The following is a 13,686-nucleotide window of genomic DNA, read 5'->3' on the forward strand; positions in this document are numbered from 1 at the left end:
GTACCTTAGCAGCCGAAAGACCAACCTCAGGTTCTCCTAGCCTCAGGTTGGTGTCTCACCTTTCATTGACTCACGGCGATCCACATAGCCTGTGTCACCCTTCCATTGGGGTCAACGGCCAGTGCTGTACCGCAAAAGCAGCAATATCAGCGCTACGTCCTACAATACCTTTTTTGTTGAAAGCTTGGCTTTCACCCGTTCGAGAGGCGGCCAAGGCACGTACGGATTGGAATTTAGACTTTCGATAAAGCTTTTCGTTGGTGATCTTCGCTTCAGGTGAATTATTGCTGCAGGCACTGTTTATTTTGGTTTCGAGCATCAACAGGTTGCCAATCAAGTGAACGTTGTCGTAGTAAGACTCTTCACTATGGAAACCGTACGGTTTGACTCCGAATGACGGCTGCTGGGGGATGATGTGCTCGATCGTCACTCCGTCGGCAATCAAACTCGCTAGCTCGTCGATCGCATAAACCGCACGTCCGAGATCCTTCCTCGCACCTTCTTCTTGGGCCAGCAGAATCCGCAGAGTGCCAGCGTTACCGTACATATCCTCAACCAAGCGTCCTTCGAATTTTGCACATGGCATAAATCGTTGGCAAACGTTCATGAGTTCGTCCGCAATTTCCTTGATATCGGCCTGCGCAAGCCTGCGGACAAGGTGTGCGACTGCCGCTTGTGGGTTAGTGCCTTGAATTTTGTAGACCCGAAGATCAGTAACCTCAATGAGCTGCAGAAGACTCCTCCCTAGGTGACCAGGAATTTTGAAATCAAGTCTACCTTGGAGCTGCAAGCGGGTCAGGAGAGGATAGAGAGTAGTGGAGACATCCTGGATAACGAACAACATATAAAGATCGCGACGCTCTCGAGTGCCCTTGACGAGCTGCATCAACCCCTCGAAGAAATCCGCCAAATCCTTCACGTACGCGGTAATGAAGTCGCGTAGCCGAGCTGGGTCAGTACGCATCCCCTTAAGCGAGGGCTTCAAGAAATGCTCCAAGACAGTTTCTGACGACGCGTTGTAATCTAACCCCGCCTGGGCTTGGAAGGGCTGACCATCAAACGCAAGGTAGTGATAACGAAATATGTCGTCTTCGCGGAACGGATCACGATTAATCACGCGTATTTGGTAGCCGACTTCTGCTGCTAAAGACTTGAGCCTACTGAAGCACCTGAATGCATGGCCGAATTTCTCCGCTACCATAGTGTCGAGCTCACCATCCAAAAATCGATTGGAGTAGTAAATTAGTAAGCTTTTGGCAATATCCATCTTCGCCAGTGGCACCCCCCTGTCATTGACTGACTGGAACATCCGGATGGCCTTACCTTCATTGCTTTCGGTAAATTCTAAAACCTCGAGCGTACCAATGTTTAACAACCATTCTTTAAGTACAGCATCTCCACCTTTGGTGGCGATCGAATTGACCCTTTCACGGATCCACTGATCAGCCTCTTGGAGCCGTATCTGGCCGTCAGAGATGGGAGCTGGAGATTCGCCTTTCAGCAACTGCTCAAAAAATTCTTGGTTTTCCCCTTGCACCACAAATTTAGAGCCGTGAACTGGATGGCATAAGTAGGTGCTGTAGTAGAAGCTGCGAATGCTTTCATCTTTGACGCAGTTTATGAGTGCATTCAATAGCAATGTGAGCGTCGTCAGCCGTTGCTGTCCGTCAACGACATTGACTGGGCCTTTTTTGTCAGGCTGGCAAAGAATAAATGTTCCTAAGTAGTGGCCGCCACCAAGCTCTATCGCCTCTTCAATGTCCTCAAAAAGATCGTCAACGTTCGGGCGCGTCCAAGCATAATCTCGCTGATAGGCCGGTATGAAAAGCGTTTTCCCGGTGAAAAATTGTTCAAGAGATTGTGTACTCACTGCGACATTTCCTTATTGGTCGATCCATGACACCGCAGCGCGGTTGTCGAGATTTGGGAGCTATGGCTGGCGGGTTAGAGGATCTTTGGGCCGAGAGGATCGCAGCTGGAACTGAACAGCTTTTTGCCTTTGCCCACCTGCGGTTAAATTCTCTTGGCGCAAACGCGACGACGTAGGGGACTGGCCCTGCGTTTGCACCTAGTGCAAATACCAGAGTCATGAGAGCACCCTGACATCTCTGAAACCACGGAGTTATTCCCGCAGATTGATGATATCAAATCGTCATCACAAGGCTAAGGGAATCTCCAGCTCTACCCACCACCTATAGACCAGCAGGCGCCAATCTAGTAATGCATTGAGCGTTCATATGCTAACCATTTACCCTTCCTTGAGATTGACCCACCCAGCCATGTTCCTACAGATACATCTAGGAGGTGATTATTCTTAGATCAGGTTTCTTCGGATTGTCAGCTGCGGCCCTAACAGCTAGGGTTGTGGCAAATTTCCATTGCCACAACCTTTGGCTCCTTAGCAACGAAACAGCTGTAGCCCTGAATCCGAGCACCTCGATTACTTACAGTCCTGCTCAAACTCTTCGAGCATGTCCGCACGGATCAGTGCGTCAGGATCTTCTTCGTGAACCGCGTCGACCTTCAACTGGACACAGGTGTCCGACTCCCCGCTTATAACTGGTATCGCAACTGTAGGCTCTGGAGATGCGAATACGGCCCCAATAGCAGATGCATTACCAGGGGCTGGGATATTAACGAGCTGAAGGTTTTCTCCGCGCATACCCTCTCCTGAGAAACGACTAGGCACTTCAAAATCGGGAATGCTGGTGACGCCGTTTCTGTACTGGTCATCATCTACTAGAGCCATTTTCCCCGGATACTGAGCGCTAAGGCGCGGAGCCAGGGCTGCAAGGATCTGGGTTGGCTTACCGTTGCTCCAAAAGATCACGGTCTGCAGCTCGCCTTTATCGCTGAACACCCTCTCCTGCCCATGCTTGACCACGCTCTGGGTAGGTAGCGTTGTGCTGATCCCAATACCTTTAAACTGGCTGTCTTGCGTGTTGCCGGCCCACACCGTGGCAACGGCGCTCTCCAAGACGCCTTTGCTCCATTGCAGCTCACGAACCAAATGGCCTTGATCATCCCAGTATTGTTCAGCGCCATCCTTGCTGAGGTCGCTTGCCATGTATCGGTTTGCATCAGGAGTGATGGCGAGACCCGTGTAGTGGTGGACATGCTCTCCGCCGTAGGTGTATTTATCGAAGGTGCGCGAGCGGATCTTGTCGTGGTCGAAGACACTCAGCTCTGTGACGTTGCCTCGGGCATCCATTTGCTTCTGGACGCCATCCATCACATCGTTGTCGTAATTATTCTCAGTGGCCAAGTACCAGCGATTGCCGTCGAGGCCGTACTCCTTCTGCAAGCCTTGCTTTTTACCGTTTAAGTAATTGCGATGCTGGGTGCCCCGGTTGTCAAACCCACTTTGCAAACCATTTTTCCATTCAAGGTCTGCGATTTTTTCCTTACCTGCACTATCCCAGGCACGCTCACGGCCGTCTTTGCGGCCATCGGTGTAATTTACTTCAAGGGTTTTCTCGCCGGTTTGGGCATCGTACTGCTCCTGAACGCCATCTTGGCGGCCATTTTTCCAATGCTCAACGACCACCTTCTTAGTGGTCTTGGGATCGAAGCGCTCGACCTTTCCGTCCTTCTTACCGCCTTTGAACTCACCAGTACCAACGACAGTGCCAGCGTTGTCCGCACACTTCATGTCGCCGTCAGGAAGCCCTTTTTTGAAGTCAACAGTGCATGTGCCCACGTTGAAGAGGCCTAGAACTGAAATTGGGTAATTCGTGACACGACCAGTGAACGGATCAGTGGCATGGATCTTATACAGCAGGCCTTGTATTTCTTGAGTTTGACGAGCGTCAATCTCTGCATTGCAGCCTGTAAGCATGAAGGTGGCCAATCCAATGGCACCAAACGCGAAAGCTCTACCTGCGATAAATCTCACCTGAAACTCCTGTTTGGTATGCGACGGCCCAATGACCGCGATGGGCGTGTGTAGCCCGTGTTTGCGCAGCCTTGGTTCTGTTGGAACTCTGCGTACCACCCTTAACGTCAGTGAAGGCGAAACCTTGAGGACAGATGCCAGTAAGTACGTGTTGCGTGAGCGAAAGGGGGATCCCAGGCCTACAGACTTTTGCTGAGCGGACTTCAGGGTTTGGGCTTAAGCACGACACGATGCAGCGCGACCATATCCCTCTCAAATACCTCCCGGCTTGAACCATGTGCGGGTGTCGCGTGGTCTTCCAGCTTGAATATATGGAGCCAAAAAAGATGTGTGGGGATGTTGAGGGCGAGATATCCGCACTATGGCCACAATGCAGTAGAACGAGCGTAATCTGACCACTTCTCCTAATACCCTTGGCTTCAGATGCCGCGTCTATGACCATGCCACGTGGATTCAGATGATCTCCTCGTCAGCCCCATACCACCAATGCGAATCCAATTCAGGTTGAACCTCTGCTGCTCATAAGGACTCCCAAACCTAAATCCAGGAGAAAACTATGACCCAGACAGCTTTGGTTGTGGGCGCCAGCGGCATTGTCGGCAGCGCTATCACGCAGTTACTGATCGAAAACAACTGGCAGGTCGCCGCGTTATCGAGGAACCCGTCGCAAGTGCAAGGCGTGATCCCTGTCGCGGCAGATCTTCAGGATCCTGCTTCGCTGGAACATGCGCTGGCGGATTTGAAGCCCACTCACGTATTCATTACCACATGGTCAAGGCAAGCTACGGAAGCCGAGAACATTCGCGTTAATGCCGCCATGGTACGTAACGTACTCGCCGCGATTCGCCCAGCAAAAAGCGTTAAGCACGTAGCACTGGTTACCGGGCTGAAACACTACCTCGGCCCATTCGAGGCGTATGGTAAAGGTAGCCTTCCGCAAACACCGTTCCGCGAGGAACAGGGTCGGCTGGATGTCGAAAATTTCTACTACGCCCAGGAAGACGAACTCTTCGCCGCTGCCGAGAAAGACGGCCTCAGCTGGAGCGTTCATCGCCCGCACACCGTCACCGGGGTTGCCGTAGGCAACGCGATGAACATGGCAACCACCCTCGCCGTCTATGCGTCGATTTGTAAAAAAACCAATCGCTCTTTTGTGTTTCCCGGATCAAGAGTTCAGTGGGACAGCCTCACCGATATGACGGACGCACGGCAGTTGGCGAAACAACAGCTTTGGGCGGCCACCACACCGGCTGCGGCCAATCAGGCATTCAACATCACTAATGGCGATGTGTTCCGCTGGAAATGGATGTGGAGCAGGATCGCCGAATACTTCGACTTGTCTGCTGCCGATTATCCCGCTTCACTTTCTCCCCTTGAGGAGCAAATGGCCGAAGACCAGGCCGTATGGACGCAGATAGTCGCAGAGCATGGCCTGAAAGAATCCGATATTGGTCGCCTGATATCCCCATGGCATACCGATGCAGACCTCGGTCGCCCCATCGAAGTTGTAACGGACATGTCGAAAAGCCGTGCATTGGGCTTCACTGCTCACCAAGCAAGCGATCAAGCCTTTTTCGACGTGTTCGACAAACTACGCGAGATGCGCTTGATACCTTAAGTCGTTTCAAAAACGCATATCTTGAAAAGGGGCCTTCGTGGCCCCTTTTCAATCTCTCCCAAATTTGGTCAGCCGCGACTCCACTACATCAGCGGCACGCCCACCGATTCCGCCTTGATCGGAGACTTGCATAATCTTGCGCATTTGATTTGTGGGGGGCTGGCACCTGCCGCTGCACCGGGTAGGATATGCTCGTAGACAGTAACTCCATAGCAACTGTTGCACTGCCAGATATCAAACAGTTTGTTAATAACTGATCGATGCTCAATTAGCACCTTCAGAATTTACATATCCATTTAAACCTGGATCACTAAACAGGCGAGAGCAACTCCCCCCTGAGCACCACAGTATTATCTTGTACTAACAACCTCCCACCCCGGGTGAATTATTTATCAAGCGAATCTCTCTCGCGTGCGAGTTGCTTTACTTCATTAAGGAAATAACCGATGTCATCCAGTCACACTCAAAATCCGGATCTATTAACTGTTGGGCTGGCACAGATTGCGCCCATCTGGCTTAACCGTGAAGCAACGCTTGAGAAAATAGTTGATTACATCGGACGTGCTGCAGAGCAACAGTGCCAGTTCGTCACGTTCGGCGAAGCCCTATTGCCCGGCTATCCTTTCTGGCTGGAACTGGCCGATGGAGCGCGCTTCAACTGCTCGATACAAAAAGATATCCACGCTTACTACCTAAAGCAGGCAGTACAGATTGAGGCCGGGCATCTGGATGCCGTCTGTGCTGCCGCTGCCAAACACAACATCGCTGTCATGCTGGGTTGTATAGAGCGGGCAGCAGATCGTGGCGGCTACAGCGTGTATTGTTCGCGGGTTCATATCGGCGCCGATGGCGTGATTGGTTCAGTACATCGCAAGTTGATGCCTACTTACGAAGAACGCCTGACATGGTCACCGGGTGACGGGCATGGTTTGCAAGTCCACCCGGTCGGGTCATTTACCGTCGGCGGTCTCAACTGCTTTGAAAACTGGATGCCCCTCTCGCGTGCCGCACTGTATGCCCAAGGCGAAGATCTGCATGTCGCTCTATGGCCCGGCAACCTGCGCAATACCGACGACATCACTCGCTTCATCGCCAAAGAGGGGCGTTGCTTCACCATCTCGGTATCGGCGCTGATGCGGCGTGAAGATTTTCCATCCGATACGCCGCACCTGGACTTGATCCTCGCAAATTGCCCAGAGATCCTCGCAAACGGCGGCTCATGTATTGCTGCACCAAATGGTGACTGGGTCATTCCACCCGCCGTCGGTGAAGAGTGCTTGTTGGTCGCGACGCTGGACCGTAATGAAGTACGCCGCGAGCGGCAGAACCTTGATCAGGTTGGGCATTATTCCCGACCAGACGTGACGCGACTTGTCGTTGACCGGCGCCGTCAAAATGTTGTGACGTTTGAGGATTGATGTGAGCTAAAACAAGCAAGGCAAGCGGGAGTCCTGCTTTACGCGACATTCTGTTAATACCCCACAAGACAAGCCCGCCTTAGCGGGCTTTTTTGCGAGCGCAGACAGCCGCGGTTATTCGTTGATACGCCGGCCAAGGCTATTGGCGCTGTCGATCAGTACCCGGCGATATTGGTCATAATTGCTCTTCGCATCGGCACGTGGCGCGACGATGCACAGGGTCGCGATGGCGATGCCGTTCGGGTTTTTGACCGGCGCGGCGAAGCAATGGGTGAAGGTGTCGGCGACGCTATCGAAGGAGAAGAAGCCATCAATGCCCGCTTGACGGATCTCACCCAGAAACTGCTCCAGCGGCAATCGCTCGCCGTTGGGCAGGATGAAGTCATCGTGGTCGATCAAGTCGATGATTGCCTGGTCGCTCAAATGCGCCAGCAACAGGCGCCCGGACGCGGTCCACGGGATCGGAGCGTTTTCACCGATGTCCGAGGAGATGCGAAAATGCCGCTCGCCCTCCTTCATCAGAGCCACTGTGTATTTGCGCCCGTTGAGCAGACACATCTGCGCGGTTTCATGTGTTTGGCTGACGATTTCCTGCAGGGCATGATCGGCCTCGCGGGTCAGGTCGAAATGACGCAAATGCGCTTGTCCGAGGAAGTAAAGCTGACGACCGAGGTAGACGTGACCCTCCTTGCCAACCGGTTCAAGGATGCGCCGCTCCAGCAGCGAGGCTACCAGTTCGTAGACCGTGGACTTGGGGCTGCCGATGCCGCTGGCGATTTCATTCGGACGCAACGGCTGGCCGATTTCCTTGAGGAAATCGAGGATATCGAACGCCCGGTCCAGACCGCGTGCCCGGCGCTTGATGGTGTCTTCGGTCATGTCGGTGTTTTCCCAATCAAATTCGTCCTGTAGAAGCGCCCTCGTCGTCCAGGCGCCGCGCTGTCGCGCAGCACACATGGATCTGCTGGCGAGGCTCGCCCGCGAATAAGACAAGGCGGTAAGTCAGCCCTACTGCGTCATCGTTCTTCGCGGGCAAGCCTCGCTCCAACAGCAACCAGCCTGCTGCTCCTACCAAAACGAGCGCAGTGTTCAGGCCTTTTTCTTGTAAGCGATGCAGTCGATTTCAACCTTGCAATCGACCATCATGTTCGCCTGCACACAAGCCCGTGCCGGCGCATGCTCACTTTTAAAGTACTCCGAGAATACCTTGTTGAAACTCGTGAAATCCCTTGGATCTTCCAACCATACACCGGCACGCACCACATCTTCGAGGCCATAACCGGCCTCTTCGAGAATCGCGATCAGGTTCTTCATGGTCTGGTGGGTCTGCTCGACGATACCACCCAAAATGATCTCGCCCTCTACTGCAGGCACCTGGCCAGAAACGTGCAGCCAGCCATCGGCTTCAACGGCGCGTGCAAAAGGACGAGGCGTACCGCCAGCGGCGGAGCTGCCGGTGCCGTAACGAGTAATGCTCATGAATGTTTTTCCTGTTTGAAATGTGAAGAATGGTTTTGAATAAAATCAGAACCGCGTGTTCTTTAGAAACTCGGCCAGACGCGGTGATTGCGGACGTTCGAACAACTCCTTGGGTGGCCCCTGCTCTTCGATACGCCCCTGATTCATGAAAACGATCTTGTCCGAAACCTCGAAAGCGAATCGCATTTCGTGGGTCACGAGCAGCATGGTCATGCCCTCGTCTGCCAGACCCTTGATCACGCTCAGTACTTCACCGACCAGTTCCGGGTCAAGGGCCGAAGTAACTTCGTCGAACAGCATCAGGCTCGGGTTCATCGCAATCGCCCGGGCGATCGCCACACGCTGTTGCTGGCCGCCGGACAGCTGGCCGGGAAAGTGATCGCGGCGCTCCAGCAAGCCGACGCGCTCCAGCCATTTCTCGGCCAGGGCCACGGCTTGATCCTTGTGCAGTTTCTTCACCTTCAACAGACCCAGCGTGACGTTTTGCAGCGCCGTTAGGTGCGGGAACAGGTTGAACTGCTGGAACGCCATGCCGGTCATCGCGCGGTGGCGGGCAATGACTTTATCTGAGTGCCGGACGCGCTTGCCGTTGACTTCGTCATAGCCGATGGACTCGCCATCGAGCACGATCTGCCCGCCCTGGAACTCTTCAAGCATGTTCACGCAACGCAGCAGCGTGGTCTTGCCCGAACCGCTGGAACCGATCAACGTAACCACGTTGCCGCGTTGCATGGTCAGGTCGACGCCCTTGAGCACTTCGAGCTTGCCGTATTGTTTGTGAAGACCGCGAATGTCCAGCAGCGCCTGGCCGTGTTGAGGGTCTTTTACGTTAGAGAGCGAAGGTTGAGTCATGGCAAGGCCACCCGCTTTTCAATGTGCCGGCCGAGTAATTCGATGGCGTAGTTGATGACGAAAAACAGAAATCCGGCGAACAGGTAAAACTCAAGCGTCATGAACGTCCGGGCGATGATCTGTTGGGTACTTAGCAGCAACTCGGCGACACCGATCACTGACAACAGCGTTGAAGCCTTGACGATCTCGGTGGACGAGTTGACCCAGGTCGGCAAAATCTGCCGCATCGCCTGAGGTAAAAGCACGTAGCCGAGGGATTGATAAAACGTCAGACCGATCGCCTTGCTCGCTTCCATCTGACCGCTTGGCAATGCTTGCAATGCACCGCGCACGATTTCGGCGACATGTGAGCCGCAGAACAGGGTCAGCCCCAATGCGCCAGCCTGAAATGCGCTGATCTGCCAGCCCAGTGTCGGAGCCATATAGAAGCAGGCCAACACGAGTACAAACACCGGCGTGCCGCGAATGATGTCCACGTATAAACGGAACGGCGCACGCATCCAGACATTGCCGTAGGTCAGCACCAGGCCGGCGACAATACCTACCATCGTGCCCAGCAAAATCGCCAGTGCCGACACTTGCACACTGGTTAAAAAGCCTTGCCACAGTACTTCGCGGGCAACCCACAACTCATGCAACCAACTGGGGGATTCGTACATGGGACCTCCTATCGGCGGATCGCCAGACGCTGCTCGAAATAACGCAGCACCATGGCAATGAGGTAACAGGCCGCAACATAGAGCGCCGTGGTCACCATCCAGGTTTCAATCACCCGGTAGCTCTCGACATTGATCTTGCGCGCGTAATAGGTCAGCTCCGGCACGGCAATCGCAGCCGCCAGTGACGTGTCCTTGAACAGCGAAATGAAATTGTTCGACAGAGCTGGCAGCACGTTGCGCAGCATCACTGGGACGGTGACGTAGGCTTTGACTTGCCATTCGCCGAGACCGATGGCAAGTCCGGCTTCACGCTGGCCCTTGGGAATGCTCAACAGACCGCCACGGAACACCTCGGTCAGATACGCTCCGGCGTACAGCGACAGAGTAATGATGAACGACGGGATTTTATCCAGACGAATCCCGAGGCCTGGCAAAGCAAAGTAAATCAACAGGATCAACACCAGAATCGGCGTGTTACGAACCACCGTCACATATATCGACGCCAGCACCCGCAACGCGCGATGCTTTGACAGCAAAGCGAACGCCATCATCAGGCCGATCACGCAACCGATGGCGATCGACACCAGCGCCAGCTCCAGGCCCAGTCCGAGCCCCGCCAGCAAGGTATCGAAATCGCGCCACACGGCGGCAAAGTTCAACTGATAGTTCATGTCAGCAGTACCTTGAACGGGGCGACTCATCACCGCCCCGCTCTCTCGGGATCATTTAAATTCAACAGGGAAACCGATAGCTGGCGTAGGCAGGTCCACACCGAACCACTGCTTGAAGGACGCCGCGTAGGCCGGGAACTCAACGCCGGTCATGGCTTCATGCAAGGTGGTGTTGACGAAGTTCAGCCAGTCCTGATCGCCGCGTTTGACCGCACAGGCGTAGGTTTGCGGACTCCAGGCGTAGGTCGGGCTGCGATAGCGTCCCGGGTTCTGCACCATCAGGTATTTCACCGACGATTGATCGGTGGCCGCGGCATCGGCACGGCCGGAGTTCACGGCCTGGTACATCAAGTCCACGCTGTCGTATTGATCGACCTTGGCTTTCGGCAGCGCCTGATGCACCAGTTCTTCGGCGTACACGTTCTGCAACACAGCCACGATCACCTCGTCACCGGCCGCTTTCAGGTCTTCGATTTCCTTGTACTTGCTTTTGGCGGGCAGCAGCAGGCCGACCCCTTCACGGTAGTAAGGCAGCGTGAACGCCACCTGCTGCGCACGGCTGGCGGTCACGGTGATGAACTGGCAACTGATGTCGACCTTGTCAGTCAGCAGATTGGGAATCCGCGCATCGGAGGACTGCACCACGTACTCGACCTTGCTCGGGTCGTTGAACAAACCCTTGGCAATCATGTGCCCGATGTCGATATCAAAACCCTGCAACTTGCCATCCGCACCCTGAAAGTGCCACGGCGCATTGGTACTGCCCGTCCCCACGATCAATTTCCCGCGGGCCAGCACGCTATCGAGCTTGCTATCCGCCGCCTGGGCCACGCCCATGGCAGCAGCCGAAGCCGCACAGAGAAAAACACACGCTTTAAACAAGGAAGGTCGGCGATGCATGGCAAGCACTCCAGGATGATGTTCGTTCCGCTATAGTGGAACGTGGCATGTAACAACGGAATGAACAGCAGAAAGCGTGCCATCGGCCATAAGGAGAATGCAGCGAGGGATTGAAAAGTGTTTTGAATCAGAGGGATGGGAGAAATTGTGAAAATCGGGGTGACGCAAGTGCACATCGGGAACCGCTACCAATCGCTACGGTAAATGGGGAGTGTGTTCATATTGGGTGCGGATGTGCTCATTTGTGCGGCGTTCGCTGGGGTCAGTTGTCGAAAGTGCGACCGGCTTCTCGAGCAGGCTCGCTCGGGCCAAAATCCAAGCAAGCGGATCCTGTCATACAGGCAGCGGATGAGAGGTTCTAGAAAACCGGCAAGACCGAACCAACCTTAGGTTCAAAGCGGTTGCTGATCGCAAGTGTGGCAAACAGGCCCCTAGAGCGCCTGAGACGGCCGCCGTGAGAACAGGTTAAGCGGCCTTTGACGTGGCTAAACAAATCGCCAATGGCAGTAGAATGCTCCGCGCCAGTGCGACCTAAAGCATGAATCGCGTTATCTTCCAATACTTGAAAACTATTGAGAATAACGAGCACTGACTTTCCAAGAGGCACGCATGAATTACCTGGACCTTATTGAATCTGAAATAAACGCAAGTGGAGAAGAGTTGATATGCGCCGGAAGCGCGAATGAAAGCCTGATCCTGGCTTTCGAGAAAGAAATGGGTTTAGCTTTTCCTTTCTCGTACAAGCTTTTTCTCAAGAGATTTGGCGCATTATCGTTCGGCGGTGATACCTATTACGGCATCACAAAAAGTGGATTGGAGGCGGACTCCATACCCAGCGTATTGTTTGCGACAATGAGCGCTCGCTCGCAAGGCGATGCTGATTCACAAATGATTGTCATCCAGTCGTCTGGATATGGACCAATCTACTCCATAGACACATCAATCAGCAGCGGTTCTGGCGAACATCCAATAATAGAAACAGAGCTATCATTCAAAAGAGAAGCCAGCAAAAAGATAATCTTCGAAAGCTACGAAGACTTTTTCCTGTCCACTGTTAGAAACGCTATCAAAGATCTTTGACTGTAATGAGCCTGGCCCGCGGATTACCGCCGAAATAGCTGTCAACGTTAACCTGAGCCAGGCTCCCTGCCGCATTACCCAAGCCAGGTCGCGATCGGAAAGGGATCGCTCGAAGGAACGATATTCAAACCACCTCCCGCCTCCGATCCTCCCTCGGGCATTTCGAAAACCTTGCTCGATAACTGCGCGTGAAATACGACGGTGATTCAAACCCGCAGGCGATGCTCACTTCCAGCACACTCAGACCACTTTGACGCAGCAGTTGCCGAGCCTTCTCCAGGCGCAGGCCCAGATAGAAGTTGCTCGGCGTGTCGTTCAGATGCAGACGAAACAGGCGCTCCAGCTGGCGTCGGGTGACTTTGATCGCATCGGCCAACGCCAACGTGCTCAGGGGCGGTTCGGTGTACTGCTCCATCTCGCCGATCACGTGAACCAGTTTCTTGTTGGTGATGCCGTAGCGCGTGGCGATCTGCATCCTTTGGTGGTCTTTGCGCGGCCGGATGCGGCCAAGGACGAATTGTTCGGACACCTGAATCGCCAACTCTGGGCCGTGGGCCTGAGCGATCAGATCAAGCATCAGGTCTATGGACGCGGTGCCCCCAGCGCAGGTGATGCGACGACGGTCGATCTCGAACAGCTCTTGGGTCACGGTGAGCCGTGGATAGGATTCTTTAAACGCGTCGATGGCCTCCCAGTGCAGGGTCAGTCGATAGCCTTCGAGCAAGCCGATTTTGGCGAGCACGCAGGCACCTGTGTCGATGGCACCGAGGGTCACGCCTTCATGGTCGAGCCGACGCAGCCACTGCTCCAGGGCCGGGGTGACGAACTGCAGCGGTTCAAAGCCGGCCACCACCAGCAAGGTTGTGTCTTTTTCCAGCGGCACCAGCGCCGCGTCAGCGTTCACCGACATGCCATTGCTCGCCAGTACCGCCCCGCCGTCGGCGCTCAAGACGTGCCAGCGATATAGCTCGCCACCAAAGCGGTTGGCCACCCGCAGCGGCTCCAGAGCGGAGATAAAGCCGATGGCCGAAAAGCCCGGCATCAACAAAAAATAGAAATCCTGGGCCATGTGGCGCTCTCGTCGGACCGGCATCGTGACGCTGTGATACTTCCG

12 protein-coding genes are annotated in these 13,686 nt (G+C 54.3%); 3 read left to right on the plus strand and 9 right to left on the minus strand.

Annotated elements, in window-relative coordinates:
• Window positions 1–94: 94 nt before the first annotated feature.
• Together AO242_RS28785 and AO242_RS28790 are read right to left on the minus strand one after the other, a co-directional pair.
• A complete protein-coding gene (locus AO242_RS28785; RefSeq protein WP_099271354.1) occupies window positions 95–1,870 on the minus strand; it encodes a DUF262 domain-containing protein in 1,776 nt (591 codons plus the stop codon).
• Window positions 1,871–2,440: 570 nt separating this feature from the next.
• Window positions 2,441–3,895 carry a toxin-antitoxin system YwqK family antitoxin gene (locus AO242_RS28790; RefSeq protein WP_099271355.1) on the minus strand — a complete coding sequence of 485 codons (1,455 nt, stop codon included), beginning with the start codon at window positions 3,893–3,895 and terminating at the stop codon, window positions 2,441–2,443.
• 556 nt (window positions 3,896–4,451) lie between these two features.
• On the opposite strand from AO242_RS28790, the gene AO242_RS28795 reads away from it, so the two are divergent.
• Window positions 4,452–5,513 (plus strand): SDR family oxidoreductase, encoded by a 1,062-nt coding sequence (locus AO242_RS28795; RefSeq protein WP_099271356.1) that lies wholly within the window; start codon window positions 4,452–4,454, stop codon window positions 5,511–5,513.
• 446 nt (window positions 5,514–5,959) lie between these two features.
• Window positions 5,960–6,931: a carbon-nitrogen hydrolase family protein gene (locus AO242_RS28800; protein WP_099271357.1), complete on the plus strand. Its 972-nt coding sequence runs from the start codon at window positions 5,960–5,962 to the stop codon at window positions 6,929–6,931.
• Window positions 6,932–7,045: 114 nt separating this feature from the next.
• Here AO242_RS28800 and AO242_RS28805 read toward each other — a convergent pair whose 3' ends face one another.
• The 6 genes from AO242_RS28805 to AO242_RS28830 all read right to left on the minus strand — a co-directional run bounded on the left by AO242_RS28805 (window position 7,046) and on the right by AO242_RS28830 (window position 11,492).
• Window positions 7,046–7,810: an IclR family transcriptional regulator gene (locus AO242_RS28805; protein ID WP_099271437.1), complete on the minus strand. Its 765-nt coding sequence runs from the start codon at window positions 7,808–7,810 to the stop codon at window positions 7,046–7,048.
• A 210-nt stretch (window positions 7,811–8,020) separates the two neighbouring features.
• A complete protein-coding gene (locus AO242_RS28810) occupies window positions 8,021–8,410 on the minus strand; it encodes a RidA family protein (RefSeq protein ID WP_099271358.1) in 390 nt (129 codons plus the stop codon).
• A gap of 45 nt (window positions 8,411–8,455) precedes the next feature.
• Window positions 8,456–9,262, minus strand: a complete 807-nt coding sequence (locus AO242_RS28815) for an amino acid ABC transporter ATP-binding protein (RefSeq protein WP_099271359.1) — start codon at window positions 9,260–9,262, stop codon at window positions 8,456–8,458.
• Window positions 9,259–9,921 carry an amino acid ABC transporter permease gene (locus tag AO242_RS28820; RefSeq protein WP_099271360.1) on the minus strand — a complete coding sequence of 221 codons (663 nt, stop codon included), beginning with the start codon at window positions 9,919–9,921 and terminating at the stop codon, window positions 9,259–9,261. Before AO242_RS28820 ends, AO242_RS28815 begins: the two co-directional genes overlap by 4 nt.
• A gap of 8 nt (window positions 9,922–9,929) precedes the next feature.
• Window positions 9,930–10,592, minus strand: coding sequence for an amino acid ABC transporter permease (locus AO242_RS28825; RefSeq protein ID WP_027900389.1), 663 nt, complete (start codon window positions 10,590–10,592; stop codon window positions 9,930–9,932).
• A 51-nt stretch (window positions 10,593–10,643) separates the two neighbouring features.
• Window positions 10,644–11,492: a transporter substrate-binding domain-containing protein gene (locus AO242_RS28830; protein WP_099271361.1), complete on the minus strand. Its 849-nt coding sequence runs from the start codon at window positions 11,490–11,492 to the stop codon at window positions 10,644–10,646.
• Window positions 11,493–12,101: 609 nt separating this feature from the next.
• Here AO242_RS28830 and AO242_RS28835 point away from each other — a divergent pair.
• Window positions 12,102–12,572 carry an SMI1/KNR4 family protein gene (locus AO242_RS28835; RefSeq protein ID WP_099271362.1) on the plus strand — a complete coding sequence of 157 codons (471 nt, stop codon included), beginning with the start codon at window positions 12,102–12,104 and terminating at the stop codon, window positions 12,570–12,572.
• A gap of 124 nt (window positions 12,573–12,696) precedes the next feature.
• Here AO242_RS28835 and AO242_RS28840 read toward each other — a convergent pair whose 3' ends face one another.
• Window positions 12,697–13,641 carry a GlxA family transcriptional regulator gene (locus AO242_RS28840; protein WP_099271438.1) on the minus strand — a complete coding sequence of 315 codons (945 nt, stop codon included), beginning with the start codon at window positions 13,639–13,641 and terminating at the stop codon, window positions 12,697–12,699.
• Window positions 13,642–13,686 lie beyond the last annotated feature (45 nt).

It is taken from the genome of Pseudomonas sp. ICMP 561 (assembly GCF_002699985.1).
In the GTDB taxonomy this organism is placed as follows: domain Bacteria; phylum Pseudomonadota; class Gammaproteobacteria; order Pseudomonadales; family Pseudomonadaceae; genus Aquipseudomonas; species Aquipseudomonas quasicaspiana.